Source organism: Thauera sp. K11 (assembly GCF_002354895.1).
GTDB lineage: Bacteria > Pseudomonadota > Gammaproteobacteria > Burkholderiales > Rhodocyclaceae > Thauera > Thauera sinica.
This window is the reverse complement of record NZ_CP023439.1, coordinates 735,043-761,474: the sequence shown is the minus strand read 5'-3', so window position 1 is coordinate 761,474 and position 26,432 is coordinate 735,043. Positions and strand designations below refer to the sequence as shown.

Below are 26,432 nucleotides of genomic sequence, written 5' to 3'. Positions count from 1 at the left end.
CCATCGACGGGAGCAGCCAGATGAAATCCAACGTCCTCATCATCGGCGCCGGCGGCGTGGCGCACGTGGTCGCGCACAAGTGCGCGCAGAACAACGCCCTGCTGGGCGACATCCACATCGCGTCGCGCACGCCCGGCAAGTGCCAGGCGATCATCGAATCGGTGCACACCAGGGGCAGCCTGCAGCGCCCGGGCGTGCTGCGCGCCCACGCCCTGGACGCCATGGACGTGGCCGCCACCGAGGCGCTCATCCGCGCCACCGAGGCGCGCATCGTGATCAACGTGGGCTCGGCCTTCCTCAACATGTCGGTGCTGCAAGCCTGCCTGCGCACCGGCGCGGCCTACGTCGACACCGCCATCCACGAGGAGCCGGACAGGATCTGCGAGACCCCGCCCTGGTACGCCAACCATGAATGGAAGCGGCGCGAAGCCTGCGCGGCCGCGGGCGTGACGGCCATCCTCGGCGCGGGCTTCGATCCCGGCGTGGTCAACGCCTATGCCCGCCTCGCCTGCGACGACTATTTCGACCGCGTGGATTCCATCGACATCGTCGACATCAACGCCGGCCGCCACGACCGCTACTTCGCCACCAACTTCGACCCCGAGGTGAACTTCCGCGAGTTCACCGGCACGGTCTGGTCCTGGCAGGGGCGGCAGTGGACCGCCTCCCGGATGTTCGAGTACCGCAAGGAATGGGACCTGCCGGTCGTCGGCCGGCAGACCGCCTACCTCACCGGCCACGACGAACTGCACTCGCTGTCGCAGCACCTGGACGTGCCCGACATCCGCTTCTGGATGGGCTTCAGCGAGCACTACATCAACGTCTTCACCGTGCTCAGGAACCTCGGCATGCTGTCGGAGCAGCCGGTGCGCACCGCCGAAGGGCAGGAAGTCGTACCCCTGAAGGTGCTCAAGGCGGTATTGCCCGACCCCGCCTCGCTCGCCCCCGCCTACACCGGCAAGACCTGCATCGGCAACGTGGTGCGCGGCGAAAGGGACGGCAAGGAACGCAGGATCTTCATCTACAACATCTGCGATCATGAAAAGAGCTACCGGGAAATCGGCAGCCAGGCGATCTCCTACACGGCGGGCGTACCCGCCGCCGCCGCGGCGCTGCTGATCGCCCGGGGCATCTGGGACGTGCGGCGCATGGTCAACGTCGAGCAACTGCCGCCGCGCCCCTTCCTCGCGCTGATGGCCGGCATGGGCCTGAAGACCTGGGTGCGCGAGAACGGCCGCGACGTCCCGCTCGCCGCGCAGGCGGCGCCGGCGGATGCCTAGGGCGGCCGGGTCAGCGCCAGGCCGGCGAGCCCCATCAGCAGGCGGATCAGCCAGGCGACGGCGCCGAGGGCGAGCACGCTGGCGGCCCAGATCGCGAGCAGCCAGCCGAGCCGGCGCAGGCACGACGGCGGGGCCGCCGGGCGCGGCTCGCGCGCTGCGCCGCCCATCAGTGATAGCCCTCGCCGGGCTCGACCTTGCCCCGGAAGACGTAGTAGCCCCAGGCGGTGTACATCAGGATCAGCGGGATGATCAGCAGCGCGCCGACGAGGGCGAAGCCCATGCTCTGCGGCGGCGCCGCCGCCTCCCGGATCGAGATCGCCGGCGGAATGATGTTGGGCCAGATGCTGATGCCCAGCCCGCTGTAGCCGAGGAAGATGAGGAACAGCGTCAGCACGAAGGGCGCCGCGTGCGGTTCGCCGTCGAGCTGCCTCAGCAACTGCCGGACCGTCGCCAGCACCAGCAGCGGCACCGGCGCGAACCACGGCAGGTTGGACCAGTTGAACCAGCGTGCGGCGATCGCCTCCTGGGCGAGCGGCGTCCACAGGCTGATGACGCCGATGACCGCCGCCAGCGTCCAGGTGAGCGGGCGGGCGAGCGCGATCATGCGCGCCTGCAGTTCGCCGCCGGTCTTCATGATCAGCCAGGTGCAGCCGAGCAGCGCATAGGTTGCCACCAGCCCCAGGCCGGTGAACAGCGAGAACGGCGTCAGCCAGTCGAAGGCGCCGCCGGCATAGGCGCGGTCGACGACGCGGATGCCCTGGATGAAGCCGCCCAGGATGACGCCCTGGAAGAAGGTCGCCACCAGCGAGCCGCCGATGAATGCCTTGTCCCACCACGGGCGGTGCGCCTCGTCGGCCTTGAAGCGGAACTCGAAGGCGACGCCGCGGAAGATCAGGCCGAGCAGCATCAGCACCAGCGGCAGGTAGAACGCGGTCAGGATCACCGAATAGGCGAGCGGGAAGGCCGCCAGCAGGCCGGCGCCGCCCAGCACCAGCCAGGTCTCGTTGCCGTCCCACACCGGGGCGACCGTGTTCATCATGACGTCGCGGTCGGTCTTGTCGGGCAGGAAGGGGTAGAGCAGGCCGATGCCGAGGTCGAATCCGTCCATGACGACGTACATCATGACCCCGAACAGGATGATCACGGCCCAGATCAGCGGCAGGTCGATACCCATGACGTTCAGCTCCGTGTGGCAGTGAAGACGGTTTCGTCGTCGGCGGCCGACAGCGGCCGCGCCGGCGTGCGCGGCTGGCCGGGGCCGCCGGGCAGCGGATGCTCGCCTTCGTGCGGCACCGGCCCGTGGCCGATCAGGCGCAGCAGATAGCCGACGCCGGCACCGAAGATCGCGACATAGACGATGACGAAGAGGGCGAGGCTGACCGCGAGTTGCCCGGCCCCGACCGGCGACACCGCGTCGGCGGTGCGCTGCAGGCCGTACACGACCCACGGCTGGCGGCCGACCTCGGTGGTGAACCAGCCCGCGAGCAGCGCGACCAGGCCGCTCGGCCCCATCCACAGCGCAAGGCGCAGCAGCGGCCGCGAGCGGTACAGCGCCCCGCCCCGGCGCGCCCACCAGGCCCACAGGGCGAGCAGGATCATCAGCATGCCCAGCCCGACCATGACGCGGAAGGTCCAGAACACGATCGTGGCATTGGGCCGGTCCTCCGGCGGGTACGCCTTGAGGCCGGGAAACTGGCCGTCCCAGGAATGGGTCAGGATCAGGCTGCCCAGGCGCGGGACCTCGACCGCGAAGCGGGTCTCCTCGCGCGCCATGTCGGGCCAGCCGAACAGGATCAGTGGCACGCCGGCGCCCGGTTCGTTCTCCCAGTGGCCTTCCATCGCGGCGATCTTCGCCGGCTGATGCTCCAGCGTGTTGAGGCCGTGGAAATCGCCGACCACCGCCTGGATCGGCGCCGCCGCCAGCAGCATCCACATCGCCATCGACAGCATCGTGCGGATCGCCGCGTTGTCGCGGCCGCGCAGCAGATGCCAGGCCGCCGCCGCGGCCACCAGCAGCGCGGTCGAGATGAAGGCGGCCAGCACCATGTGGACGAGGCGGTAGGGGAAGGAGGGGTTGAAGATCACCGCCAGCCAATCCACCGGCACCACCCGCCCGTCGATGATCTCGAAGCCGGCCGGCGTCTGCATCCAGCTGTTGGAAGCGAGGATCCAGGTCGCCGACACCAGGGTGCCGAGCGCCACCATCACGGTGGCGAAGAAATGCAGGCCGGGGCCGACCCGCTTCCAGCCGAACAGCATCACGCCGAGAAAACCCGCCTCGAGGAAGAAGGCGGTCAGCACCTCGTAGGCCAGCAGCGGCCCGGTGATGCCGCCGGCGAAGTCGGAGAAGAAGCTCCAGTTGGTGCCGAACTGGTAGGCCATCACCAGCCCCGACACCACCCCCATGCCGAAGTTGACCGCGAAGATCTTCGACCAGAAGTGATAGAGGTCGAGGAAGACCTCGCGCCCGGTGCGCAGCCAGCACGCTTCGAGCACGGCGAGATAGCCCGCCAGGCCGATCGTGATCGCCGGGAACACGATGTGGAAGGAAATCGTGAATGCGAACTGGATCCGCGCCAGCAGCAGTGCGTCGAGGTTCTCCATGTCAGGCTTCTCCGGTGATCAAGACAGCATTGGAATCGCAGCTCCGGCCGGCTTGCCGCACCTTGCCGACGGCCTGCTTCATGCGTGTGCTCCGGGTCTGACGATGGCCGCCAGTACATCATCGGACAGCCGACAGGAGCAGATTCAGATCGTACGATTTGCGACAGGCACAGATCGAATGCGGACAGGGCGGGCTGTGCCTGATCACTATCGCACCTTCTGTTCCTGTCCGGTTGCAGCGAAGTGCGCACAATCGCACCATGGAACCAGGAGGTGAGGATCGTGACCGCCAACACAATGAGCCTGCCCGCTCCGCCTGCGCCGCCCTCCCCCGCGGCCACCGGCAGGGTGCCCGGCAACAAAGGCATCTGGGTGGGCATCTGCTGCGAGTTCGTCGAATTCATCGTGCTGTTCATCGTGTACTTCGTCGCCCGCGCGCACTTTCCGGAGGCGTTCCACGCCGGGGCAGAACGGCTGTCGCAGACGGCCGGCGTGGTGATCACCCTGCTGATGGTGAGCAGCAGCTTCTTCATCGCCTGTTCGGTGACCCGCCTGCGCAGCGGGCAGCGGCGCAGTTCGCTGCTGTGGCTGGTCGCGGGCCTGATCACCGCGCTGGGCTACCCGGTGGCGAAGTACGCCGAAGTCCAGTGGAACCTGGCCCATGGCATCGGCGGCGACTCCGGAATCTTCTTCACCGTTTATTACTACCTGACCATCAACCACATGGTGCATGCCTTCTGGGGCATCCTCGGCATCCTGTGGGTGCTGATGCGCCATTCGCTGGGGATCTACACCGCGGAGGAACACAGCGGCCTGGAAGCGCTGGCCAGCTACTGGCACGCCACCGACATCATCTGGCTGGTGATCTTCTCGTTCTTCTACGTTCTGGCCTGATCATGAACACCAACGAACGCAAGCCCGGCACCTCGCTCGTCCCGCTGGCATCGACCTGGCTCGTGCTGGTGGGCCTGACGCTCCTGAGCGTCCAGCTCGGGGACAGCCTGGGCAGGCAACAGGCCGTACAGTTGATCGTTGCCGCGATCGTCTGGGTGAAAGGCAGCCTGATCGCCCGTCATTTCATCGAGGCGGATCTGGCCCATCCCTTCATCCGCAACGTGCTGCGCTTCTTCGTCGCCTTCGCGCCGATCGCGATCGTGCTGACCGCCTTCTTCGGCGACGAGTTCGCCCGCTGGGCGAGCCTATAGCTGCCGCCGGATCAGCCCGCCGAGCGTGATCAGCGCTTCCCGCTGCCGGGGCGTGGCGGGATGGCCGAAATTCAGCCGCAGGCAGTTGGCGAATTCCCGCTTGGCCGAGAAGATCGGCCCCGGCGCGATGCTGATGCCGCTCGACAGCGCTTCCTCGTGCAGGCGCAGCGTGTCGACCTGCTGCGGCAGTTCCAGCCACAGGAAGTAGCCCCCATCGGGCCGGGCCAGCCGGGTGCCGGCCGGGAAGTGCTCCTCGATGCCGGCCACGAACTGCGCTTCCTGCACCGCGAGTTGCCGGCGCAACTGGCGCAGATGGTTGTCGAATCCGCCCTGCTTCAGATAGTCGGCCAGCGCGATCTGGATCGGAACCGCCGTGGCCAGGCTGGTGGCGAACTTCTGCCGCTGCACCGCCTTGGCGTAGCGCCCGGCCGCGACCCAGCCCACCCGGTAGCCCGGGGCGAGGCTCTTCGCGAACGACGACACGTGCAGCACCAGGCCATCCGTATCCATCGCCTTGCTGCACAGCGGTGCCTCGCGTCCAAAGTACAGCTCGGCGTATACGTCGTCCTCGATCAACGGGACCCGATGCTTGTTCAGCAGCGCCACCAGGGCGCGCTTGTTCCCGTCCGAAACCCGGCTGCCCGTGGGGTTGGAGAAGTTCAGCATGAACAGGCAAGCTTTGATCGGATGGCGGCGCAATGCATCGGCCAGCGCGCCGATGCTGACACCTTCGCGCGGATGGCTCGGAATCTCGATGACCTTGAGCCCGAGGCGCTCGCTGGCCTGCAGCCCCGCATAGAAGGTCGGGGATTCGATGGCGATCAGGTCGCCGGGATTCGTCAGCGCCTGCAGGCAGAGATTGAGCCCTTCCATCGCCCCCGAGGTGACGACGATCTCCTGCGGCGCAACCGACGCTCCGTGCGCCAGATAGCGCAGCGCAAGCTGCCGCCGCAGTTCCTCGTTGCCGGGCGGAAGGTCGGTCACGGTCGCGAGCGGGTCCAGTTTGCGTGCCGCGCCGGCGAGAAAGCGCCCGAGTTTGTCCAGGGGATAGAGCCTCGGGTCCGGAAAGCTCGAGCCGAACGGGACGATCGCCGGATCGCGCACGCTGTCGAGGATCTGGAAGATGAAATCGCTGACCGCGAGCGCCGTCGCCGCGCCGGCCGGATGGATCATGTTCGGCTCGGGCAGCTTGCGGCCGAGCCGCGCACGCACGAAATAGCCGGACTTCGGCCGCGCCTCGACCAGGCCGCGGCTCTCCAGCAGGTGATAAGCCTGGGTCACCGTGATCGGGCTGATCGTATGGGTCCTGCATGCCTGCCTGACGGAAAGCAGCCTGTCGCCGGGGCGCAGCACGCCGTCGGAGATCAGCTTTGCGGTGCGGTCGGCGAAATCGTGGTAGAGGCTCATGGGCGAATCCTACCAGCCGCTGGCGATCGTACCCGTCGACCGTCATCGCCGTGCCGTCATCTCGCAAAATGCTCGTAGCCGAAGGTCTGACGCCGCCGCGTCATGATGTCGGCAATGACGCGGGGCGGATCGTTGCGGACGATCCCGGGACACCGCGGAGCAAGAATCGCTTTGAGCCGGCATGGATGCCGCTTCAAAGCAAAACGCCCAAGCGATTGATTCACTTGGGCGTCTTTCGGGATTTCGTGGTCGGGGAAAGAGGATTCGAACCTCCGGCCCCTGCGTCCCGAACGCAGTGCTCTACCAGGCTGAGCTATTCCCCGACTTGCTTTGCTTGTTCTTTTCGAGCCGAAATCGATTCAGTGATTTCTCTCAACTGCAAAGTCTGACAATTGTAGCAGCGCTTCCTTGAATATGGAAGGGGGCAAGGCGGAAAGCGCCTCGATCGCCAGATCGGCCTCGGCGCGGGCCTGGCGCCGTGCTTCGTCGAGCGCACCGGTGGCTCCGATCGCGGCCAGCACTTCGGCGAAATCGTCGCGGCCGCCGGTCTCGATCGCATTGCGCACGACGGCGGCCTGCCCGTCGGTCCCGTGCAGCATGACGTGGATCAGCGGCAGCGTCGGCTTGCCCTCCGCGAGGTCGTCGCCCAGGTGCTTGCCGGTCTCGGCCTCGTCGGCGGAGTAGTCGAGCACGTCGTCGATGATCTGGAAGGCCGTGCCCAGGTGCATGCCGAAGGCGGCCAGGCGCGATTCCTGCGCTTCGTCGGCGCCGCCCAGGATGCCGCCCAGGCGGGAGGCGGCCTCGAACAGCTTGGCCGTCTTGTAGCGGATCACGCGCAGGTAGTCGTCGACGCCGACGTCGGCGTTGTGACAGTTCAGCAGTTGCAGCACCTCCCCCTCGGCAATGACGTTGGTGGCATCGGCGAGCACGCGCATGACGTGCATGCTGTCCACGCCGACCATCATCTGGAACGCGCGCGTATAGATGAAATCGCCCACCAGCACCGACGCGGCGTTGCCGAACATCGCGTTCGCGGTCTTGTTGCCGCGGCGCAGGTCCGACTCATCGACCACGTCGTCGTGCAGCAGGGTTGCGGTGTGGATGAACTCCACCACTGCGGCCAGTTCGTGGTGTTGCGTGCCCCGATACCCCATTGCGCCGGCGGTGAGCAGCACCAGGGCCGGGCGCAGACGCTTGCCGCCGCTGTGGATGATGTAATCCGCCACCTGACGGATCAGGACGACGTCGGAATAGAGGTGCTGGCGGATGACCGCATCCACCGCCTGCATGTCGGCGGCGATCGGCGCGAATAGCTGCTTGACGGACAAGGCGGGAACGCTCGCGAAAAAACGGGATGGTAGGTGGGGGCCGCAAGCGGCGTCAACCTGACCGCCGGCCGATGCCTCCCGGGGCCGGACCGCCGCAACCAGGCATGGCGGAAGGCAGCGGCAAGCCACTCATCCGGCTGCCGCCAAGCCCCCCGGCGCGGACCCGGCGGGCAGCCGGAAGCGCTTCAACGGCCCGAGGAGATGCGTGCGACGGCGTTGTCGAGGGCTTCCTTCGCGGCCTTGCGGTCGGCCCACACGCCGGCGAGTTCCTCGTCGATGATGCGGCGCACCTTCTCGCGCTCGACCACCGGCTGGGCCGACGAATCGGCCGTCGCCGGCTTGTTGGAGAGCTGCGCCACGGCGACCTTGATGTTCTCGAGATCGTGGCCGAGCAGTTCGCTCTGCGAGGCCAGCAGGCCGGCACGGTTGAGCGGGAGGTAGCCGGTCTGCCGCTGCCACGCGACCTGGTTCTCGGCCTGCAGCCAGAAGCTGACGAAGCGCGCCATCGCCTTGTATTCGGCCGGCTTCTTGCCGGCGGACGCCCATAGCGCCGGGCCGTCGGCGATGGTGTTCTGCGGCGCGCCGGGGAAGTCGTCGTAGTAAGGCAGGCGGGCCACCGCCACATCGACCTTGCCCTTGCTGCGGAAATCGACCCAACTGGCCGACGGCGCGGCGATCACCGCGCACTCGCCCGCAGCGAAGCGCTCCTCGGCCTCGACCTTGCCGCCGAACACGTGCAGGTAGCGGGCGCGCTGCCAGCTCGCCATCATCGCCACGTGCTTGACCTGGAACATGCCGTTGAACGACGGCGCCATGGTCTTGCCGCGCATCGTCGCCACCGGCTCGTTGTGCCAGGCGCTGAGGTTCTCGACCATCACGCGGCTCGGCTCGGCCACGGTGTAGGGGCACTGCTGCCCGGCATCGGCCATCTTGCCCAGGGTGTTCTGCAGATCGAACCAGGTGGCGACCTCGGGCTTGTCGGGGTTCACGCCGGCGCGGCGCAGCGCGTCGCGGTTCAGGAACAGCACCGGCGTGGACAGGCCGACCGGCAGCGCCAGCAGTTGCCCCTTCGCGTCGACCGGCGTGCGCGTCATCATCGCGGGCGGCCGCAGGGTCTGCAGGGGCACGCCGGCTTCCTTCATCAGCGCATGCAGGGGCTTGTAGCGCGGCTTGCCGGCGAGGAAGCCTTCTTCGTCCTCGCCTTCCAGAATCATCAGGTGCGGCGCGCTGGCTGCGTGCCAGTCGTTCTGCGACAGGACGATCTGCGCATCCTTGCTCTGCGCATTGAAGCGGTCGACCAGATCCTTCAGCGCTTCGGCCTTGCCGTCGGGCAACTGGTGGAAGAGTTCGATCTGCTGGACAGCCGCGGTTTTGGCATCCGCGGCCGCCCAGGCGGGCTGGAGGGCGGCGCCCAGACCGAAGCCGGCAAGCAGCACGGCGATGCGCGTGAAAGTCTTCTGATTCATGGATTCTACGGAGCGATGGAGAGCGGGTCGGAACGACTAAGGAATTATAGTTCGGCGCGCCGGCTTTCGGCGCCGGGCACGATGTAACGGCGCCCGGCGGCGCCCGCACGCCGGATTCAAGAACGCGGCGCGGATGACGATACTCTCAAGGCAAACCGACCGGAACGACCCGCCGCCATGCGCCCTGCCCTCCCGACCCTGCTCCTGCTTGCCCTGCTTCCGCTCGCCGCGGGCTGCGACCAGCTCAGCGACGCGCTCGACCTGCCCAATCCGAGAAAGGCGGAAGCCGAAGGCCGGGCCGTCGGCAGCGCCTGCCGCCACGCCGGACGCTCGCTGGAAGACTGCTACGCGCTGAACCCGGGAGCCGAGAAGGCGGCGGTGTTCGCCGGCTGGCGCGAGATGAACGACTACATGATGGAGCACAAGCTCGAGGTCGTCCCCTCGCAGATCCCGCCCGCGTCCGGACGGCAGGCCGCCGTGCCGGAGGCGCCCGGGCCCGCCGCCGGCCACTAGGCAGCGGTGGCCGCGCGCCCCCTCAGGGCGCCGGGTTGGTGTAGCGCAGGTGCAGGGCGTCGATCGCCTCCAGCACCGGCTCGTCGAGCGATACGTTCCACGACGCCAGGTTGTGCTCGAGCTGCTCCATCGTCGTGGCGCCGACGATGGTGCTGCCGACGAACCAGCGGGAATGGACGAAGGCCAGCGCCAGTTGCGCCGGCGTCAGGCCATGCGCGCGTGCCAGCTCGGCATAGCCCTGCACGGCGGGCATCAGGTTCGGCTTGGCGTAGCGCTGGCCGAAGTTCGGGAACAGGGTGATGCGTCCCTCCGCCGCGGGGTCCGCCAGATACTTGCCCGACAGATGGCCGAAGGCCAGCGGGGAGTACGCGAGCAGGCTGATGCGCTCGCGGTAGGCGATCTCGGCCAGGCCGGATTCGTAGCCGCGATTGACCAGGCTGTAGGCATTCTGGATCGACACCACCCGCGGCAGGCCCAGCTCCCGCGACAACCGCACGAATTCCATGACGCCCCACGGATGCTCGTTGGACAGGCCGACGTGGCGGATCTTGCCCTCCTCCACCAGTTCGGCGAGCGCCTCGAGCTGGGCGCGGACCGGCGTGCATTCGCGCTCCTTCTCCGGTTCGAACCGCCACTGGCCGAACATCGGCTGGTTGCGCTCGGGCCAGTGCAACTGGTAGAGGTCGATGTAGTCGGTCCGCAGGCGCTGCAGGCTGCCTTCGACGGCGGCCCGGATGTTGGCCCGGTCGAGGGCGGGCGGGCCGCCGCGTATCCACGGCAGGGACCGCGCAGGCCCGGCGACCTTGGTCGCGATCACCAGCCTGTCGCGCGCCTGGCGGGCGAGCCAGTTGCCGACGAAGCGCTCGGTGGCGCCCGCGGTCTCGGCACGCGTCGGCACCGGGTAGATCTCGGCGACGTCGATGAAGTTGACGCCCCGCTCGACGGCGTAGTCGAGCTGGGCGTGCGCCTCGGCCTCGGTGTTCTGCTGGCCGAAGGTCATCGTGCCGAGGCAGATCGCCGACACCCTGGGCCCGTTCTCGCCCAGCACCCGGTAGGTCATTTCACGTTCGATCATGTGTTCCTGCGCTCCTGTCGTGGATGCGAATATGCTCCGGCAGGCGGATGTGCGGGCTCGCCCGCGCCGCCCCGGCGACTTATCGCTTATCATATCGCGCTCTCGCGCCATGATACTTCAGCGCGCCGGGGCGCCCGACGGGGCGCCGTCATCCGCCCATCTTCCCTGCCCCCGATGTCCAACCCCATCCCTGGCTACAGCCTTCTCGTTTCCGGCCTGATCGGATATTGCCGCGCCGGCTTCGAAAAGGAACTCGCCGCCGAAATCGACGACATCGCCGCCGAAGCCGGTCTCATCGGCTACGTCCGCGCGCAGCCCGACACCGGTTACGCCGTCTATGAAACCTTCGAGCCCGTCGCGCTGTCCTCGCTCGCCGGGGCCGCGGACTGGCGCCGCCCGGTGTTCGCGCGCCAATTGCTGCCATGGTTCGCACGCGTGGAGGGCCTGCCCGAGCGGGACCGCGCGACGCCGATCGTGGCCGCGGTCAAGGCGTCCGGCCAGCGCTTTTCCGGTGTCGTGGCCGAGACACCCGACACCGACGTCGCCAAGCAGCAGTCGGGCTTTTGCCGCCGTTTCGCCGAGCCGCTGTCGCGCGAACTCGAGAAAGCCGGCGCACTGCGCACCAGCCGCACCGGCCTGCCGATACTGCACGTGTTGTTCACCGATGCCGCCACCGCCTGGCTCGCGGCCGGGATGCCGGGCCAGGCGGCGCCGTGGCCGATGGGCGTGCCGCGCCTGCGCATGCCGTCGAATGCGCCCAGCCGCTCGACGCTGAAGCTGGCCGAAGCCTTCACCACGCTGCTCTCCGACGAGGAACGCGATACCCTGGTGCGCGCCGGCCAGCGCGCGGTCGACCTCGGCGCGGCACCGGGCGGCTGGACCTGGCAGCTCGTGCATCGCGGCCTGCGCGTCACCGCGATCGACAACGGTCCGCTGCGCGACAGCGTGATGGCCACCGAGATGGTCGAGCACATCCGCGCCGACGGCTTCACCTGGCGTCCGCCGCGGCCGGTGGACTGGATGGTGTGCGACATGGTCGAGCAGCCCAGCCGCATCGCCTCGCTGATGGCCGAATGGATCGCCACCAGCAAGTGCCGGCACACGATCTTCAACCTGAAGCTGCCGATGAAGCGGCGCCTGGACGCCGTGGAGCAGTGCCGCACGCTGATCCGCAAGCGGCTCGCCAGCGTCGGCCCCTACGAATTGCGCATCAAGCATCTGTACCACGACCGCGAAGAAGTCACCGCCTACCTCACGCTGAAGAAATAGCGGCACCCGCTGCCCCGGGCCGGTGGAAACGCCGGAACCCCCTGTCAGAAAACGCTTTTCCGCTGCGTGTATAATTGCGCCTTTCCAATCCGGGCGGCCGCCGAAGGCTGCCGACAAGAAAGGCACCCATGAGCTTCGCCGAACTCGGACTCATCCCCGAGCTGCTGAAGGCCGTCGCCGACGCCGGCTACACCGAACCCACCCCGATCCAGCGGCAGGCCATCCCCACCGTGATCGCCGGCAAGGACGTCATGGGCGGCGCCCAGACCGGCACCGGCAAGACGGCCGGCTTCACGCTGCCCCTGCTGCACCGCATCTCCCGCCACGCCAACACCAGCACCTCGCCCGCACGCCACCAGACGCGCGCGCTGATCCTCGCGCCGACGCGCGAACTGGCGATGCAGGTGTACGAGTCGGTCTGCACCTACGGCAAGTACCTGCCGCTGCGCGCCACCTGCATCTACGGCGGCGTGGACATGAACGCGCAGATCCAGGAACTGCGCCGCGGCATCGAGATCGTCATCGCCACGCCGGGCCGCCTGCTCGACCACGTGCAGCAGAAGACGATCAACCTGAGCCAGGTCGAGGTGCTCGTGCTCGACGAGGCCGACCGCATGCTCGACATGGGCTTCATCCCGGACATCAAGCGCATCCTCGCCCTGCTGCCGGCGGCGCGCCAGAGCCTGCTGTTCTCGGCCACCTTCTCGGACGAGATCAAGAAGCTCGCCGACCAGATGCTGAAGGACCCGCAACTGATCGAGGTCGCGCGGCGCAACATGGTGTCGGAAACGATCACCCACGTGGTGCATCCGGTCTCCTCGGGCATGAAGCGCAACCTGCTCGCCCACCTGCTGCGGCACCAGCCCGACACGCAGGCGCTGGTCTTCGTCGACACCAAGCTCGTGTGCGGCCGGCTGGCCCACTACCTCGAGCGCAGCGGCATCTCGGCCGACGCCATCCACGGCGACAAGGGCCAGCAGCAGCGCACCGAGACGCTGGAGGCATTCAAGAGCGGCAAGCTGCGCGTGCTGGTCGCCACCGACGTCGCCGCGCGCGGCATCGACATCGACGAACTGCCCTACGTGATCAACTTCGAGCTGCCGCACACCGCCGAAGACTACGTGCACCGCATCGGCCGCACCGGCCGCGCCGGCCACAAGGGCAACGCGGTATCGCTGGTGTGCGCCGAGGAAAAGCACTGGCTGGCCGAGATCCAGAAGCTGATCAAGCTCGAGATCCCGCAGGAGATCGTGCCCGGCTTCGATCCAGAGCCGGAGTTCTTCGAAGCCGGTACGCGCAGCAGCCGCCACCGCAAGCCCGCCGCCCCGGAAACGGGCCGCGAGCGTGAAGCCGCCGCCGGTCCTGCGCCGCGCCAGCGCACAGCCAAGCGCCCGTCCAAGCCGATGATCGCGGCCGACGGTTTCGACTTCAGCAAACCCTACGAACCGGCCGCGGCGCCCACCGCCGGCACGGCGCCGGCCGACGCGCAGCCCGCCGGCCATGCGGATGCCTCCGTCCCGCCCCACCTGCGCCGCCCCCAGCGCCCGATCGCCTTCCTGCTCGGCGGACTCGGCCGGAAATGAGACCGCGGAATTAGGGGCGTCAAACCGGGTTATTCAAGGCTAGCAGCAACGCGGGCTCGCGTATCCTGACATCCGGATCCTCGCCGGATGTCCCTCCAGCCTTTTCGATGCCGCAGCCCGTGAACCCCGCCGGACGCCCCCAGGGCAAAGACGACCCTGCCGACCCCTTCGTGCCCGACCTGTCGGAGGGCGCGGAAACGGGCGTCTACCTGGCCCTGCTGGAACTGCTCGACGAAGGGCTCATCATCACCGGCGACGAGGTGATCCTCGATGCCAACGGCGCCGCCTGCCGGCTGCTCGAACGCGACTACCGCCATCTCGCCGGCCGGCCGCTCGCCGGCCTCTTTCCTTCCGAGCGCGCCTTCCTCGATGCACGCGCACGCCTGTTCATCCGCGGCGAGAGCCGCGGCAGCCTCTGCATGGCCCTGCCCGGCGGAGGCACGCGGGATTTCCGCTTCATCGCCGCGGCGCGGCTGCGCCCCGGCATCCACGCACTGATACTGGCTCCCGCGGCCGAATCCGGGCGGCCCCGGCAGCACGACGCCATCTGGCCCAAACTCGCCGCCGCGCTGGTGCAGCCGCTCATCGTCGTGGACGACGAAGGCAGGATCAACGCCGCCAACGGCGCCACGCTGAGTGCGCTCGGCATCGGGCGCGAGGCCCTCGTCGGGCAACCGCTCCGCGAGCGGCTCGACATCCGCTGGCCCGAGGCGGACGCACCGTCGTTCGCGCACGTGCGCCTGGGCGGCGCAGGCACCGATCTCCCGGCCCGCGTCCTGGCCGGGCCGCGCCCGGGCTGGCACCTGCTGCTGCTGCCGAACGCCGCGGCGCCCGACGACGCGGCGCCGGGCGACCGTTCCGCCGCGCTGGCGGCCATGGCACTGCCCGCCGACGCACAGTTGATCCGGAACAGCGAGCCGTGCGCCGACTCGCGCGCAATGTACCTCACCAGCCACGACCTCCTGACCGGCCTGCCCAACCGCGGGCTGTTCGAGGCGCGCTTCGCCGATGCCGCCGCGCGGGCCCGCCAGCGCCGTTGCAGCATCGCGGTGATGCGCGTCGACCTCGACGGCTTCAAGGCGGTGAACCGCGAGCTGGGCGACCACGTCGGCGACCTCGTGCTGCGGCAGGCGGCACAACGCCTGGCGGCGGCCGTCGGCGAAGGCGGGCTCGCCGCGCGCGAGCGCAGCGACAGCTTCCTCGTCCTGCTGCCCGACATCGATCTGGCCGGCGAGGCCGAACGCTGCGCCGAAGACCTGCGGCGCTCCCTCACCGAGCCGATCACGGCGTCCGACCATGCCATCCTGCTCACCGCCAGCATCGGCATCGCCCTGTTCCCGCAGGACGGCCAGACCCTCGAGGCCATCCTCGGCTGTGCCCGCGCGGCGCTCGATCGTGCGCGGCGGCTCGGCCGCAACCGTATCCGCATGTACCACCCCGAAGCCGACCGCGCCGACGTGGAACGCCACCACTTCGCCGCCGGCCTGCGCCACGCCATCGAACGCCAGCAGCTCGAGCTTCACTTCCAGCCGCTGGTCGATGCGCGCAGCGGCCAGCTCCGTGCCGGCGAGGCCCTGCTTCGATGGAACCATCCGCAGCTCGGGCAGATCCCCTACCGGCGCTTCATCGGCTCGGTGCGCGACGGCAGCCTGATCGCACGCCTCGGCGACTGGGTCCTGAAGGCGGCCTGCCACCATGCGCGCACGTGGCCGGAATCGCGCGGGCGGACGATGACGGTGACGGTGAATGTCGCCATCGAGCATGTCCTGCAGGGCGATCTCCTCGGCAGCGTGTCGGCGGCGCTTGCCGCCAGCGGCCTGGCGCCGGCCTGTCTGGAACTCGACCTGGACGAGCAGGTGCTGGAAGAGGAGTCGCCGCAACTGGCGCAGACGCTGCAGGCGCTGGCGGCGCGCGGCGTGCGGCTCGCGATCGACGACTTCGGCCGCGGCCTGTGTTCCATTCCGCGACTCAAGCGCCATCCCCTGCAGGCGCTCAAGCTTCATCCGGAACTCGTGCGGGGCGTCGGCCGGCAGGAGCAGGACGAGGCCGTCGTCGAGGCCATCGCCAGCATGGCGGCGCCGCTGGGACTGTCGGTCCTCGCCCGCGGGGTGGAGAACGACGCGCAACAAGCCTTCCTGCGCGCCCTCGACTGCCACCTGCAGCAAGGCCCCCTGTTCGGGCCGCCGATGACCGCGGCCGGATTCGGCGCCTTCCTGGCATCCCGCGGCTGATCCGGCTGCGGCAGATGCCGGCAACGGCCGGCCGGTCAGTACTCCAGCAGCGTCCGGCAGCTTTCCTCGCGCCCGGTGATGGCGCTGAAGCGCGCGAGGCGCTCGCGCACGAATCCGTCCTCGACGCGCGCATCGGCGCAGTAATCGCGCAGGCGCATGGCGTGGGCGGCGTTCTGCATGTCGGCGGTGGTCTTGCCGATCGCCGGGAAGCGGTAGCCGCCGGTGTCGCGCCATTCCGGCCGTGCGGGCGGCTTCGCCGCGGCGGCGGGTTTGCCGTCCTCGGGGGCGGCAGCGGAAGCCGCGGCCGCGGGAGGCACGCCGCCCGCTGGCTGCTGTGCATTCTGGGCCCGGGCCGCGGAGAGGCACATCAGGCAGGCGCACATCCCGCACAGCAGGAAACGAAACGGGCCGCGGGCCGGGCGAAGAGATCCGCCCGGCCCGCGGCCCAAAGACGACGCGACGCTGACGCAACCCGCCGGCAGGATCTGCGGCGGGCGGCGCATCACACCTCCAGCGCCTTGACGTGGGCGATGACCTCGCCGATCGCCTGCTGCGCGCTGCCGTAGAGCATGCGGCAGTTGTCCTTGTAGAACAGCGCGTTCTCGATGCCGGAATAACCGGCGCCCTTGCCGCGCTTGACCACGATGACGTTCTGCGCCATGTCCACGTTCAGGATCGGCATGCCGTAGATGGGGCTGGACTTGTCGGTGCGCGCGACCGGGTTCACCACGTCGTTCGCGCCGATCACCAGTGCCACGTCCGCCTGGGCGAAGTCGGCGTTGATCTCCTCGAGGTCGAAGATCTTGTCGTAGGGCACGCCCGCCTCGGCCAGCAGCACGTTCATGTGGCCCGGCATGCGGCCCGCGACCGGATGGATGGCGAACACCACCTCCACGCCGCCTTCCTCGAGCAATTGCGCCATCTCCCACACCTTGTGCTGCGCGCCCGCCACCGCCATGCCGTAGCCCGGCACGATGATGACCTTGGAGGCGTAGCGCATCACCGAGGCGGCATCGAGCGCCGAGAACTCCTTCATCGTGCCCTCGATCTCCTCGCCGCCACCGCCCGCCGCCGCGCCGGTGATCGGGGTGAAGATGACGTTGGTGATGGGGCGGTTCATCGCCTTCGCCATCAACTGGGTGAGCAGCGTGCCCGAGGCGCCGACCACGATGCCCGCCACGATCAGCGCCGGGTTGCCCAGCACGAAGCCCTCGAAGCCCACCGCCAGGCCGGTGAAGGCGTTCAGCAGCGAGATCACCACCGGCATGTCGGCGCCGCCGATCGGGCTGGTGAGGACGACGCCGAGCGCCAGCGAGACGATGAAGAACAGCACCACCAGGACGGACGCCGGCGAGTCGGACGCGATGATGCCCAGGCCCAGCAGCACCGCCAGCGCCGCCAGGCCGATGTTGACCTGGTTCTGCGCCGGCAGGCGGAAGGCGTTCTTCATGATGCCCTGCAGCTTGGCGAAGGCGATGCACGAACCGGAGAACGCCACCGAGCCGATCAGCGCGCCCAGTACCGCCAGCGTCGCCGCCACCGTGCCGTGCACCTCGCCGCGCGCGAACTCCAGCGCCGCGATCGCCGCCGCCGCACCGCCGCCCATGCCGTTGTAGATGGCGACCATCTGCGGCATGTCGGTCATCTTGACCGACTTGCCCGACCACCACGCGACCGCGCCGCCGGTGACGATCGCGACGATCATCAGGCCGTAGTTCTGCATGCCCGGGGTCTGCAGCGTCACCAGCGTGGCCGCGACCATCGCCCAGCCCGCCCAGATGATGCCCTTCCTCGCCGTCACCGGCGAACTCATCGCCTTGAGGCCGAGGATGAACACCACGGCAACGACGAAATAGGACGCTTGAATGAACCAGTTCAGCATTTAGGCGCCCCCTTCCTTCTTGTTGCCACCCTTGAACATCGCCAGCATGCGCTCGGTGACGACATAGCCGCCGGCCGCGTTGGCCGCGCCCAGGAACACCGCGACGAAACCGATCGCCAGTTGCACCGGGTCCTCCGGATCGGCATGGCCGAGCACGACCATGGCCCCCACCAGCACCACGCCATGCACGAAGTTCGAGCCCGACATCAGCGGCGTGTGCAGGATCACCGGCACGCGCGAGATGACCTCGTAGCCGGTGAATGCGGCCAGCATGAAGATGTAGATTGCAGCAAAGCCTTCCATGACGGCTTCTCCTTACAGACCCAGCGCCTGCTTCACCCCGGCGTGGCGCACTTCGCCCGCGTGGGTGAGGCAGGTTCCGGCCACCACTTCGTCTTCCCAGTCGAGCGCCAGCGCACCGTCCTGGATGAAGGGCGAAATGAAGTTGAACAGGTTCTTGGCGTACATCTCGGAGGCATGCACCGGCATGCGGCTCGGGATGTTGGTGGGGCCGATCACGAGCACGTCGTCGATCCACACCTTTTCGCCCGCCACCGTACCCTCGACGTTGCCGCCGCTCTCGGCCGCCATGTCTACGACGACCGCGCCCGGCTTCATCCTGGCGATCATGTCGGCAGTGATGATGCGCGGCGCCTTCTTGCCCGGAATCGCCGCGGTGGTGATGAGCGCATCGCACTGCGCGACGGCCTTCGCCAGGCGCTCGGCCTGCTTCGCCTTTTCCTCGTCGGTGAGTTCGCGCGCATAGCCGCCCGCGCCGGCGGCGGTCACCCCGGTGTCGACGAACTTGGCGCCGAGCGATTCGATCTGCTCCTTCGTTTCCGGGCGCACGTCGTAGGCTTCGACCATGGCGCCGATGCGGCGCGCGGTGGCGATGGCCTGCAGGCCGGCCACGCCGGCGCCGATGACCAGCACCTTGGCCGGGCGGATGGTGCCCGCGGCATAGGTCAGCATCGGGAAGAACTTGGGCGAATGGTCGGCGGCGATCAGCGCGCACTCGTAGCCCGCCACCGCACCCTGCGAGGACAGCGCATCCATGCTCTGCGCCCGCGAGATGCGCGGCAGCAGTTCGAGGGCGAAGGCGGTGATCTGCCTTTCCTGCAGCGACTGCGCGCGCGCCGCGCTGCTCCACGGCTGCAGCAGGCCGATCAGCACGCTGCCCGGTTTCAGCGCCGCAACCGCATCGTCCGCCGGCGGCTGGACGCAGAACACCACGTCGGCCTGGGCGCACACCTCGGCCGCGGTGTCGGCGAGGCTGACGTCGGCGAAGTCGCCATCCCGGAAATGCGCGGGCCCGCCCGCTCCCTTCTGCAACACCATCCGGGCACCCAGACCCAGATATCTCTTGACCACATCCGGTACGACGGACAGGCGCCGTTCGCCCGGAGCAGTCTCCGCTAGCACTCCGATGACCAGAGGCATGGGGGCACTCCTCCCTGTTGATTCAAAACAGAAATCCGATGAGACAAGAAAAGCGCCGCTCCCACGATCTTATTTTTTCTCCTGCCACGCACCCGATGGGTGCATGGCCGGCGCTCCGGGCATCTTACCGGCTATCCGTCGAGGCGCAATAAGGCATTTCCTTTATGGTGCATCGCAGCACCGCATGGCAGGTAGATCGCGGCGAGCGGCTCCGCTGGTCAGCGGAACAGGCGTTTCGGCGCAGGAACCAGCTTGACGATGGCGAGCGAGATGTTGTCGCCGCCGCCGGCGGCGCGCTCCCGCGCCCGCCCGATGAGGGTCTCGGCCGCAGCCCGCGCCGAGTGCTCGTGCACCGTCTGCGCCAGTTCGTCGTCGCTGAAATAGGCCCACAGGCCGTCGGAGCACAGCAGGAAACTGTTCCCCTCGGCCAGTTGGCGCGCATGCCCGTATTCGATGCGCGGCTCGCGGTCGCTGCCGAGGCAGGACAGCAGCACGTTGCGCTGCGGATGGCTGCGGGCCTGGTGCTCGTCGAGCCGTCCCTGGCGCTGCAGTTCGCCGACGAGCGAATGGTCTTCGGTGCGGGCGACGATCTCCGGGCCGCGGAAATGGTAGAGACGCGAATCGCCGCAGTGCGCCCAGGTCACCATGTCGCCTTGCAGCAGCAGCACGACGGCCGTGCTGTGGGGGTCCTGTTCGCTGGTGAAGCGCGTCAGGCGGATCACCGTGTGGGCATCGGCCAGCACGCTGCCAAGCAGTTGCTCGGCCGTCTCGTGGCGCGGAGCGAAGACGTCCAGATCCTGCCGCCCCTTGATGACGACCTGCTCGGCCGCCATCGCGCCGCCCGAATGCCCGCCCATGCCGTCCGCAAGAATCGCGAGCAGGATCTCGGGACGCGTCGGGTGAGTGAACAGCCCGACCCGGTCCTGTTGCTCGGCGCGGTCGCCGATGTGTTGGGCGACGCAGGTTTCGACGGTAAAGGACATGGGTGCTGATACGAAAGGGAGGTCGACGGCGGGCGGGGCGGAATGCCGGGAAACGGTCTCCGCGCCGCGGACGCTATCATCAATTTTCAACCGAATGCCCGGGACCTGCGTGTGACGGACGGCACGGACGCCCGCGCAACGCTCCACGGACTACGCGGCGCCGCTCAGGCGCGCGTCCAGCATCTCGATCCAGTGCCGCACCGGTGTCGCGGTGCCCGCCTGCAGATGGGCGATGCAGCCGATGTTGGCCGACGCGATCGCCGGTGCCCCGCCCTCCAGCAGGGCCTCGAGCTTGTTCTCGCGCAGGCGCGCGGACAACTCGGGCTGCAGCAGGGAATAGGTGCCGGCGGAACCGCAGCACAGGTGGGCATCGCGCACCGGAGTGAGCCGATAGCCCGCCGCTTCGAGCAGCGCCTCGACCGTGCCGCGGATGCGCAGCCCGTGCTGCAGCGAACACGGCGCATGCCAGGCCAGCGGGATGGCCTCGCCCGCGAACGCGCCCAGCCGCGACTTCAGCGCCGCGGCCTCGCCGGCGACGATCTCGCCGATGTCGCGTGCAAGCGCCGCCACCCGCAGCGCCTTGTCGGCGTAGGCCCGGTCGTGCCGCAGCAGGTGGCCGTAGTCCTTCACCTGGACGCCGCAGCCCGAGGCGGTCGTCACGATCGCCTCGACCTCGCCGCGCTCGACCTCCGGCCACCACGCGTCGATGTTGCGCCGCGCGTCGTCGCGCGCGGCCTCGGGGTCATCGAGATGCAGGCGTACCGCGCCGCAGCAGCCCGCGCCGGCCGCCTCGGTCATCGAAATGCCCAGCGCGTCGAGCACGCGTGCCGCCGCGGCATTGATGGCAGGCGCCATCGCCGGCTGCACGCAGCCGGCCAGCGCCAGCACGCGCCGTGCATGGCGCGGCGGCGGCCAGGTGCCGGATGCGCGCGCTTCGGGCACCTTGTCGCGCAGCGCCTGCGGCAGCACGCCGCGCACCGCCTGCCCCAGCTTCATCGCCGCGCCGAAGAGGCCGGGGCGCGGCACGAACTCGCGCAGCGCCCAGCGCACCGCACGATCGGCACCCCGCCGCGGCACGCGCTGCTCGACCACGTGGCGGCCGATGTCCGCGAGGCGGCCGTATTGCACGCCCGACGGGCAGGTGGTTTCGCAGGACCGGCAGGTCAGGCAGCGGTCGAGGTGCCCCCGCGTCTTCTCGGTGACCGGTTGCCCTTCCAGCACCTGCTTGATCAGGTAGATGCGCCCGCGCGGCCCGTCAAGCTCGTCGCCGAGCAATTGATAGGTCGGACAGGTGGCGGTGCAGAAACCGCAATGCACGCACTTGCGCAGGATCTCGTCGGCCTCGCGGCCCTCGGGGGTGTCGCGGATGAAATCGGCGAGCCGGGTCTGCATGCTCAGAGTTCCTCGTAGAGCCGGCCGGGATTGAAGATGCGCGCCGGATCGAACGCCTCCTTGAGGCGCTGGTGAATGATCATCAGCGGCCCCGCCGGCGGCGTGAACACCGCGCCATCGCGGTGGCCGCGCCGGAACTGCGTCGCGTGCCCGCCGAGCGCCCCGGCGCGCGCGCGGATGTCGGCCGCCGGCGCATCGGTCGCCAGCCAGCGCTGCGCCCCGCCCCACTCGATCAACTGATGGCCGGGCAGGCGCAGCAGCGCCGCCGAACTCGGCAGCGACAGGCGCCACAAGGGCAGGTCGGCATGGACGGCGAACCAGCCTGCGTCCTGCTCGCGCAGCCCTTCCCAGAAGGACCGCGCCGCGTCGCCGGCCACCGCCTCGCCACCCAGGCGCGCGGCCGCAGCCTGCACTGCCGCCGCCGCGCCGGACAGCCTCAGCATCAACTGCCCGTCGGCCCACGCGCAGGCCGAGATCGGCAGCGGCTGCCCGCCCCAGTCGTTGAGGCGCGCGACCGCGTCGGCCTCGCCCATCGCAAAGGACAGCGTCGCTTCGGCCACCGGCCGCGGCAGCACCTTCAGCGACACCTCCAGGATCACACCCAGCGTACCCATGCTGCCGGCGATCAGCCGCGACACGTCATAGCCCGCCACGTTCTTCATGACCCGGCCGCCGAAGGACATCACCTGGCCGCGGCCATCGAGCAGCCTGACGCCCAGCATGAAATCGCGCACCGCCCCGGCGCTGGCGCGGCGCGGCCCGGACAGGCCCGCGGCCACGCAGCCGGCCACCGTGGCCGCGGCGCCGAAGTGCGGCGGCTCGAAGGCGAAAAACTGGCTCTCGCCGGCCAGCAGCGCCTCCAGCTCGGCCAGCCGCGTGCCGCCCCGCACCGTCACCACCAGTTCGGTGGGCTCGTAGGCGATCACGCCGGTGTTGGCCGCCAGGTCGAAGGGCTCTCCCGCCGGCGTCCTGCCGAGGAAGTCCTTGGTGCCGCCGCCGCGCAGGCACAGCGGCATGCCCCTCGCGGCAGCCTCCCGCACCCGCGCGGCCCACTCCGAATAAAGTTCGTTCATCCCTTGCTCACCTCGTCCCCGGCGGCGCCCTTGCGCCCCTCATCTGCGCGCGGCCTCTTGCCGCGGCGGCGGTCCTGCCGGCCGCCGATCGCGCGCAGCGCCAGCCAGGAGCCGACGAGCGACAGCACCGGTACCGCCACCAGCAGGAACTGTACCCAGCCCTTGTCGCTCACGGCCAGCCCTTCCGCCATGCCGGCATCGTGCGTTCGCCCGCTTCAGAACCGCGGCAGGTCGGGGTGGGACGGCTGCCCGGCATGCACCACCATGCGTCCGTATTCGGCGCAGCGATGCAGCGTCGGGATCGCCTTGCCCGGGTTCAGCAGCCCGGCGGGGTCGAAGGCTTCCTTCACGCGGAAGAACTGCGTACGCTCGGCCGCGCCGAACTGGGAGCACATCTGGTCGATCTTCTCGATGCCCACGCCATGCTCGCCGGTGATGGTGCCTCCGAGCGCCACCGACAGCTCGAGGATCTCGGCGCCGAAGGCTTCCGCGCGTTCGAGTTCCCCCGGCAGGTTGGCATCGAACAGGATGAGCGGATGCAGGTTGCCGTCGCCGGCGTGGAACACGTTGATGCAGCGCAGCCCGTGGCGCGTCTCCATGTCCTGGATCGCCGCCAGCATCTCGCCCAGGCGCTTGCGCGGAATCGTGCCGTCCATGCAGTAGTAGTCGGGCGACAGGCGCCCCGCCGCGGGGAAGGCCGCCTTGCGGCCGGCCCAGAACTTCAGCCGCTCGGCCTCGTCGCGCGACACGCGGATCCCGGTGGCGCCGCTGCCGGCCAGCACGGCGCGCACGCGGCCGATCTCCTCCTCCACCTCTTCCGGCGTGCCGTCGGATTCGCACAGCAGGATGGCCTTCGCATCCAGCGGGTAGCCGGCATGCACGAACTCCTCCACCGCCGCGGTGGCCGGCTGGTCCATCATCTCCAGCCCGGCCGGGATGATGCCGGCGCCGATGATGCGCGCCACCGCCTCTCCGGCGCGCACCACGTCGTCGAAGGCCGCCAGCACGCACTGGGCGAACTGCGGCCTGGGAGTGAGCTTCACCGTGGCTTCGGTGATCACCGCCAGCATGCCCTCCGAGCCGGTGACCAGCGCCAGCAGGTCGTAGCCGGGCGCATCGAGCGCATGGCTGCCGAACTCGACGATGTCGCCCTCGATCGTCACGCCGCGCACGCGCAGCAGGTTATGCACCGTCAGCCCGTACTTGAGGCAATGCACGCCGCCGGAATTCTCGGCGACGTTGCCGCCTATGGTGCAGGCGATCTGCGACGAAGGATCGGGCGCGTAGTAGAGCCCGTGGGGCGCCGCCGCCTCGGAGATCGCGAGGTTGCGCACCCCCGGCTGCACCACCGCCGTGCGCGCATGCGGGTCGAGATGGAGGATGCGGTTGAAGCGCGCCAGCGACAGCAGCACGCCTTGCGCATGCGGCAGCGCGCCGCCCGACAGGCCGGTGCCCGCGCCGCGCGCCACCACCGGCACGCCGAGTTCGAAGCAGGTCTGCAGCACCGCCACCACCTGCTCCTCGGTGGTCGGCAGCGCCACCGCCAGCGGCAGCGCGCGGTAGGCCGACAGGCCGTCGCACTCGTAGGGGCGCAGATCCTCGGCCTCGTACATCAGCGCGCCGACGGGCAGCACCCGCGCCAGCGCCTCGACCACCCGCACCTTGTCGAGCGCGCCGAAATCGCGCTCGGCGCGGCCCGGCACGTCTTCTTCGACAACCGGCATCATGCGCTGAACCTCCTGATCAAATTGACTTTTCCCGCGTCGCCCAGTATAGTGCGCGATTCTTTGCAAACCCATCAACTGGAGCAACACCATGTACGCGGTGATAAAAACCGGTGGCAAGCAGTATCGCGTTGCCGCCGGCGAAAAGATCAAGGTAGAACAGATACCGGCCGACGTGGGTTCCGAAATCACCATCGACCAGGTCTTCATGGTCGGCGAAGGCGAGTCCGTGAAGATCGGCACGCCGGTGGTGACAGGAGCTTCCGTCAAGGCGACCGTGGTCTCGCACGGCCGTCACGACAAGGTCAAGATTTTTAAGATGCGCCGCCGCAAGCACTACCAGAAGCACCAGGGGCATCGTCAGAACTACACCGAGCTTCGCATCGAAGCGATCTCGGCCTGAGCGTCAGGAGGTAATCCGACATGGCACACAAGAAAGCTGGCGGCAGTTCCCGTAACGGCCGCGACTCGGAATCGAAACGCCTCGGCGTGAAGCGCTACGGCGGCCAGTTCGTCGTTGCCGGCAACATCCTCGTTCGCCAGCGCGGCACCGAATACCACCCGGGCGACAACGTCGGCATCGGCAAGGACCACACCCTGTTCGCGCTGAAGGACGGCGTGGTGCAGTTTTCGGTCAAGGGCGCGTCCCGCCGCCGTACCGTGACGATCGTGCCCGAAGCGGCCTGATCGCTCACCCGCGGTCCGAAAAGCCCTATCGTCTCGGTAGGGCTTTTTTCTTTTTCGAGGTTGTTCCGGAATGAAGTTTTTCGACGAAGCCCGCATCGACGTCATCGCCGGCGACGGCGGCAATGGCGTGGCCACCTTCCGCCGCGAGAAGTTCATTCCGAAGGGCGGCCCCAGCGGCGGCGACGGCGGCCGTGGCGGCAGCGTCTATGGCATGGCCGACCGCAACCTCAACACGCTGATCGACTACCGCTACACCCGCACCTTCCGTGCCCAGCGCGGCGAGAACGGCGGCAGCAAGGAATGCTACGGCCGCGGCGGCGAGGACATCGTGCTGCGCTTTCCGGTCGGCACGGTGATCACCGATCACGAGACCGGCGCACTGATCGCCGACCTCGACGAGGACGGCAAGAAGGTCCTGATCGCCCGCGGCGGCCGCGGCGGGCTCGGCAACATCCACTTCAAGTCGAGCACCAACCGCGCACCGCGGCAAAAGACCATGGGCCAGGAAGGCGAACGCTTCACGCTGCACCTGGAACTCAAGGTGCTTGCCGACGTCGGCCTGCTCGGCATGCCCAACGCCGGCAAGTCCACCTTCATCCGCTCGGTGTCGGCGGCCAAGCCCAAGGTGGCCGACTACCCCTTCACCACGCTGGCGCCCAACCTCGGCGTGGTACGCACCGCCGAGAACCGCAGCTTCGTGATCGCCGACATTCCGGGGCTGATCGAAGGCGCGGCCGAGGGCGCCGGCCTGGGCCACCAGTTCCTGCGCCATCTGCAGCGCACCCACGTGCTGCTGCACCTGGTCGACCTGGCGCCGTTCGACCCGGAAGCCGACCCCGTGCGTGACGCCAAGGCGATCGTCGAGGAACTGCGCAAGTACGACGAGGCGCTCTACGGCAAGCCGCGCTGGCTGGCGCTCAACAAGCTCGACCTGATTCCCGAGGAAGAGCGCGCGGCGCGCATCGCAGCCTTCCTCGATGCCTACGGCCCGGTGGAACGCCATTTCGAGATCTCCGCGCTGAAGGGCGAAGGCACCAGGGAACTGATCTTCGCCATCCAGGACTTCCTCGACGCCGAGCGCGCCCGCATCGAGGCCGAACGCGCCGGGCGCCAGGCGGCCGAAGCGGCCCGTCTCGCCGCCGCCGAGGCCGCCCGCGCCGCCGCCGACCGCGCCTACGAGGAGGAATCCCTCGCCGCGGACGCCGACGACCTGCCCGAAGACGAAGCCGGCGAGGACAGCCAGCCCGAGCGCTGACCCGCTCCGCCCCTCCACCAGCCGCCGCACGCCCC

26 protein-coding genes and 1 tRNA gene are annotated in these 26,432 nt (G+C 69.0%); 10 read left to right on the top strand and 17 right to left on the bottom strand.

Going from position 1 to position 26,432, the window contains the following annotated elements; genetic code table 11:
- The first annotated feature begins 20 nt into the window (after positions 1-20).
- Positions 21-1,280 carry a saccharopine dehydrogenase family protein gene (locus CCZ27_RS03505; RefSeq protein WP_096445548.1) on the top strand — a complete coding sequence of 420 codons (1,260 nt, stop codon included), beginning with the start codon at positions 21-23 and terminating at the stop codon, positions 1,278-1,280.
- Here the strand turns inward: CCZ27_RS03505 and CCZ27_RS03500 are convergent.
- From CCZ27_RS03500 to CCZ27_RS03490, 3 genes are read right to left on the bottom strand one after another with little or no spacing between them, the layout of a single operon-like run.
- Positions 1,277-1,447, bottom strand: a complete 171-nt coding sequence (locus CCZ27_RS03500; RefSeq protein WP_096445546.1) for a DUF2474 domain-containing protein — start codon at positions 1,445-1,447, stop codon at positions 1,277-1,279. The two genes, CCZ27_RS03505 and CCZ27_RS03500, sit on opposite strands and share 4 nt — an antisense overlap.
- A complete protein-coding gene (cydB, locus tag CCZ27_RS03495) occupies positions 1,447-2,454 on the bottom strand; it encodes a cytochrome d ubiquinol oxidase subunit II (RefSeq protein WP_096445543.1) in 1,008 nt (335 codons plus the stop codon). The genes CCZ27_RS03500 and cydB overlap by 1 nt, the downstream gene beginning before the upstream one ends.
- A 5-nt stretch (positions 2,455-2,459) precedes the next feature.
- Positions 2,460-3,884 (bottom strand): cytochrome ubiquinol oxidase subunit I, encoded by a 1,425-nt coding sequence (locus tag CCZ27_RS03490; protein ID WP_096445541.1) that lies wholly within the window; start codon positions 3,882-3,884, stop codon positions 2,460-2,462.
- A 282-nt stretch (positions 3,885-4,166) separates the two neighbouring features.
- Between CCZ27_RS03490 and CCZ27_RS03485 the strand changes: the two genes are divergently transcribed.
- Both CCZ27_RS03485 and CCZ27_RS03480 read left to right on the top strand, forming a co-directional pair.
- A complete protein-coding gene (locus CCZ27_RS03485) occupies positions 4,167-4,778 on the top strand; it encodes a cytochrome c oxidase subunit 3 family protein (protein WP_232516549.1) in 612 nt (203 codons plus the stop codon).
- A 2-nt stretch (positions 4,779-4,780) separates the two neighbouring features.
- On the top strand, positions 4,781-5,089 hold the full coding sequence (locus CCZ27_RS03480; RefSeq protein WP_096445536.1) for a hypothetical protein: 309 nt from the start codon (positions 4,781-4,783) through the stop codon (positions 5,087-5,089).
- On the opposite strand, the gene CCZ27_RS03475 is transcribed toward CCZ27_RS03480, so the two are convergent.
- From CCZ27_RS03475 to CCZ27_RS03460, 4 genes are all read right to left on the bottom strand, one after another.
- Positions 5,084-6,496 (bottom strand): aminotransferase-like domain-containing protein, encoded by a 1,413-nt coding sequence (locus tag CCZ27_RS03475; protein WP_096445533.1) that lies wholly within the window; start codon positions 6,494-6,496, stop codon positions 5,084-5,086. The two genes, CCZ27_RS03480 and CCZ27_RS03475, sit on opposite strands and share 6 nt — an antisense overlap.
- Positions 6,497-6,742: 246 nt before the next feature.
- A tRNA-Pro gene (locus tag CCZ27_RS03470) sits at positions 6,743-6,819 on the bottom strand.
- 36 nt (positions 6,820-6,855) lie between these two features.
- Positions 6,856-7,824 (bottom strand): octaprenyl diphosphate synthase, encoded by a 969-nt coding sequence (gene ispB, locus CCZ27_RS03465; RefSeq protein WP_096445530.1) that lies wholly within the window; start codon positions 7,822-7,824, stop codon positions 6,856-6,858.
- A gap of 185 nt (positions 7,825-8,009) precedes the next feature.
- Entirely contained in the window at positions 8,010-9,290 is a 1,281-nt protein-coding gene (locus CCZ27_RS03460) for an extracellular solute-binding protein (RefSeq protein WP_096445527.1), read from the bottom strand.
- 177 nt (positions 9,291-9,467) lie between these two features.
- On the opposite strand from CCZ27_RS03460, the gene CCZ27_RS03455 reads away from it, so the two are divergent.
- Positions 9,468-9,803 carry a hypothetical protein gene (locus CCZ27_RS03455; protein WP_096445523.1) on the top strand — a complete coding sequence of 112 codons (336 nt, stop codon included), beginning with the start codon at positions 9,468-9,470 and terminating at the stop codon, positions 9,801-9,803.
- A gap of 22 nt (positions 9,804-9,825) precedes the next feature.
- Here the strand turns inward: CCZ27_RS03455 and CCZ27_RS03450 are convergent, their stop codons facing one another.
- Complete coding sequence (locus CCZ27_RS03450; RefSeq protein WP_096452119.1) at positions 9,826-10,863, bottom strand: aldo/keto reductase; 1,038 nt, start codon at positions 10,861-10,863, stop codon at positions 9,826-9,828.
- Between the two features lie 189 nt (positions 10,864-11,052).
- Here CCZ27_RS03450 and rlmM point away from each other — a divergent pair, with 189 nt between their 5' ends.
- The 3 genes from rlmM (at position 11,053) to CCZ27_RS24170 (ending at position 15,961) form a co-directional block, all read left to right on the top strand.
- Positions 11,053-12,147 carry a 23S rRNA (cytidine(2498)-2'-O)-methyltransferase RlmM gene (gene rlmM / locus CCZ27_RS03445; RefSeq protein ID WP_096445521.1) on the top strand — a complete coding sequence of 365 codons (1,095 nt, stop codon included), beginning with the start codon at positions 11,053-11,055 and terminating at the stop codon, positions 12,145-12,147.
- Positions 12,148-12,275: 128 nt separating this feature from the next.
- Positions 12,276-13,730, top strand: coding sequence for a DEAD/DEAH box helicase (locus tag CCZ27_RS03440; RefSeq protein WP_096445519.1), 1,455 nt, complete (start codon positions 12,276-12,278; stop codon positions 13,728-13,730).
- Positions 13,731-13,837: 107 nt separating this feature from the next.
- A complete protein-coding gene (locus CCZ27_RS24170) occupies positions 13,838-15,961 on the top strand; it encodes a putative bifunctional diguanylate cyclase/phosphodiesterase (RefSeq protein ID WP_232516548.1) in 2,124 nt (707 codons plus the stop codon).
- Between the two features lie 35 nt (positions 15,962-15,996).
- Here the strand turns inward: CCZ27_RS24170 and CCZ27_RS03425 are convergent, their stop codons facing one another.
- The 9 genes from CCZ27_RS03425 to CCZ27_RS03385 form a co-directional block, all read right to left on the bottom strand.
- Complete coding sequence (locus CCZ27_RS03425) at positions 15,997-16,464, bottom strand: hypothetical protein (RefSeq protein WP_232516547.1); 468 nt, start codon at positions 16,462-16,464, stop codon at positions 15,997-15,999.
- Entirely contained in the window at positions 16,464-17,843 is a 1,380-nt protein-coding gene (locus CCZ27_RS03420; protein WP_096445516.1) for an NAD(P)(+) transhydrogenase (Re/Si-specific) subunit beta, read from the bottom strand. Before CCZ27_RS03420 ends, CCZ27_RS03425 begins: the two co-directional genes overlap by 1 nt.
- On the bottom strand, positions 17,844-18,146 hold the full coding sequence (locus CCZ27_RS03415) for an NAD(P) transhydrogenase subunit alpha part 2 (protein WP_096445513.1): 303 nt from the start codon (positions 18,144-18,146) through the stop codon (positions 17,844-17,846). It lies immediately after the preceding gene.
- A gap of 12 nt (positions 18,147-18,158) precedes the next feature.
- Positions 18,159-19,283: an NAD(P) transhydrogenase subunit alpha gene (locus CCZ27_RS03410; protein WP_096445511.1), complete on the bottom strand. Its 1,125-nt coding sequence runs from the start codon at positions 19,281-19,283 to the stop codon at positions 18,159-18,161.
- Between the two features lie 218 nt (positions 19,284-19,501).
- Complete coding sequence (locus tag CCZ27_RS03405) at positions 19,502-20,266, bottom strand: PP2C family protein-serine/threonine phosphatase (RefSeq protein ID WP_096445507.1); 765 nt, start codon at positions 20,264-20,266, stop codon at positions 19,502-19,504.
- A gap of 150 nt (positions 20,267-20,416) precedes the next feature.
- Positions 20,417-21,658: a glycolate oxidase subunit GlcF gene (gene glcF / locus CCZ27_RS03400; protein WP_096445504.1), complete on the bottom strand. Its 1,242-nt coding sequence runs from the start codon at positions 21,656-21,658 to the stop codon at positions 20,417-20,419.
- A gap of 2 nt (positions 21,659-21,660) precedes the next feature.
- Positions 21,661-22,731 carry a glycolate oxidase subunit GlcE gene (gene glcE / locus CCZ27_RS03395; protein WP_096445502.1) on the bottom strand — a complete coding sequence of 357 codons (1,071 nt, stop codon included), beginning with the start codon at positions 22,729-22,731 and terminating at the stop codon, positions 21,661-21,663.
- Entirely contained in the window at positions 22,728-22,922 is a 195-nt protein-coding gene (locus tag CCZ27_RS03390; RefSeq protein WP_096445499.1) for a hypothetical protein, read from the bottom strand. The genes glcE and CCZ27_RS03390 overlap by 4 nt, the downstream gene beginning before the upstream one ends.
- 24 nt (positions 22,923-22,946) lie before the next feature.
- Entirely contained in the window at positions 22,947-24,455 is a 1,509-nt protein-coding gene (locus CCZ27_RS03385; RefSeq protein WP_096452113.1) for an FAD-linked oxidase C-terminal domain-containing protein, read from the bottom strand.
- A gap of 91 nt (positions 24,456-24,546) precedes the next feature.
- On the opposite strand from CCZ27_RS03385, the gene rplU reads away from it, so the two are divergent.
- The 3 genes from rplU (at position 24,547) to cgtA (ending at position 26,397) form a co-directional block, all read left to right on the top strand.
- Positions 24,547-24,858, top strand: a complete 312-nt coding sequence (gene rplU, locus CCZ27_RS03380; protein ID WP_096445497.1) for a 50S ribosomal protein L21 — start codon at positions 24,547-24,549, stop codon at positions 24,856-24,858.
- 20 nt (positions 24,859-24,878) lie between these two features.
- Entirely contained in the window at positions 24,879-25,142 is a 264-nt protein-coding gene (rpmA, locus tag CCZ27_RS03375; RefSeq protein WP_096445495.1) for a 50S ribosomal protein L27, read from the top strand.
- Between the two features lie 70 nt (positions 25,143-25,212).
- Positions 25,213-26,397, top strand: coding sequence for an Obg family GTPase CgtA (gene cgtA / locus CCZ27_RS03370; protein WP_096445492.1), 1,185 nt, complete (start codon positions 25,213-25,215; stop codon positions 26,395-26,397).
- The last annotated feature ends 35 nt before the right edge of the window (positions 26,398-26,432 follow it).

What these genes read in the sequence shown, in the direction of transcription:
- CCZ27_RS03420 (WP_096445516.1), bottom strand. Translation starts at nt 17,843, where the DNA reads ATGCTGAACTGGTTCATTCAAGCGTCCTATTTCGTCGTTGCCGTGGTG.
- CCZ27_RS03440 (WP_096445519.1), top strand. Translation starts at nt 12,276, where the DNA reads ATGAGCTTCGCCGAACTCGGACTCATCCCCGAGCTGCTGAAGGCCGTC.
- CCZ27_RS03490 (WP_096445541.1), bottom strand. Translation starts at nt 3,884, where the DNA reads ATGGAGAACCTCGACGCACTGCTGCTGGCGCGGATCCAGTTCGCATTC.
- glcE (WP_096445502.1), bottom strand. Translation starts at nt 22,731, where the DNA reads ATGAACGAACTTTATTCGGAGTGGGCCGCGCGGGTGCGGGAGGCTGCC.
- CCZ27_RS03475 (WP_096445533.1), bottom strand. Translation starts at nt 6,496, where the DNA reads ATGAGCCTCTACCACGATTTCGCCGACCGCACCGCAAAGCTGATCTCC.
- cydB (WP_096445543.1), bottom strand. Translation starts at nt 2,454, where the DNA reads ATGGGTATCGACCTGCCGCTGATCTGGGCCGTGATCATCCTGTTCGGG.
- CCZ27_RS03500 (WP_096445546.1), bottom strand. Translation starts at nt 1,447, where the DNA reads ATGGGCGGCGCAGCGCGCGAGCCGCGCCCGGCGGCCCCGCCGTCGTGC.
- rplU (WP_096445497.1), top strand. Translation starts at nt 24,547, where the DNA reads ATGTACGCGGTGATAAAAACCGGTGGCAAGCAGTATCGCGTTGCCGCC.
- CCZ27_RS03390 (WP_096445499.1), bottom strand. Translation starts at nt 22,922, where the DNA reads ATGGCGGAAGGGCTGGCCGTGAGCGACAAGGGCTGGGTACAGTTCCTG.
- CCZ27_RS03480 (WP_096445536.1), top strand. Translation starts at nt 4,781, where the DNA reads ATGAACACCAACGAACGCAAGCCCGGCACCTCGCTCGTCCCGCTGGCA.
- CCZ27_RS03455 (WP_096445523.1), top strand. Translation starts at nt 9,468, where the DNA reads ATGCGCCCTGCCCTCCCGACCCTGCTCCTGCTTGCCCTGCTTCCGCTC.
- rpmA (WP_096445495.1), top strand. Translation starts at nt 24,879, where the DNA reads ATGGCACACAAGAAAGCTGGCGGCAGTTCCCGTAACGGCCGCGACTCG.
- rlmM (WP_096445521.1), top strand. Translation starts at nt 11,053, where the DNA reads ATGTCCAACCCCATCCCTGGCTACAGCCTTCTCGTTTCCGGCCTGATC.
- CCZ27_RS03425 (WP_232516547.1), bottom strand. Translation starts at nt 16,464, where the DNA reads ATGCGCCGCCCGCCGCAGATCCTGCCGGCGGGTTGCGTCAGCGTCGCG.
- CCZ27_RS03410 (WP_096445511.1), bottom strand. Translation starts at nt 19,283, where the DNA reads ATGCCTCTGGTCATCGGAGTGCTAGCGGAGACTGCTCCGGGCGAACGG.
- CCZ27_RS03415 (WP_096445513.1), bottom strand. Translation starts at nt 18,146, where the DNA reads ATGGAAGGCTTTGCTGCAATCTACATCTTCATGCTGGCCGCATTCACC.
- CCZ27_RS03460 (WP_096445527.1), bottom strand. Translation starts at nt 9,290, where the DNA reads ATGAATCAGAAGACTTTCACGCGCATCGCCGTGCTGCTTGCCGGCTTC.
- cgtA (WP_096445492.1), top strand. Translation starts at nt 25,213, where the DNA reads ATGAAGTTTTTCGACGAAGCCCGCATCGACGTCATCGCCGGCGACGGC.
- glcF (WP_096445504.1), bottom strand. Translation starts at nt 21,658, where the DNA reads ATGCAGACCCGGCTCGCCGATTTCATCCGCGACACCCCCGAGGGCCGC.
- CCZ27_RS24170 (WP_232516548.1), top strand. Translation starts at nt 13,838, where the DNA reads ATGCCGCAGCCCGTGAACCCCGCCGGACGCCCCCAGGGCAAAGACGAC.
- CCZ27_RS03405 (WP_096445507.1), bottom strand. Translation starts at nt 20,266, where the DNA reads ATGTCCTTTACCGTCGAAACCTGCGTCGCCCAACACATCGGCGACCGC.
- CCZ27_RS03385 (WP_096452113.1), bottom strand. Translation starts at nt 24,455, where the DNA reads ATGCCGGTTGTCGAAGAAGACGTGCCGGGCCGCGCCGAGCGCGATTTC.
- CCZ27_RS03450 (WP_096452119.1), bottom strand. Translation starts at nt 10,863, where the DNA reads ATGACCTACCGGGTGCTGGGCGAGAACGGGCCCAGGGTGTCGGCGATC.
- CCZ27_RS03505 (WP_096445548.1), top strand. Translation starts at nt 21, where the DNA reads ATGAAATCCAACGTCCTCATCATCGGCGCCGGCGGCGTGGCGCACGTG.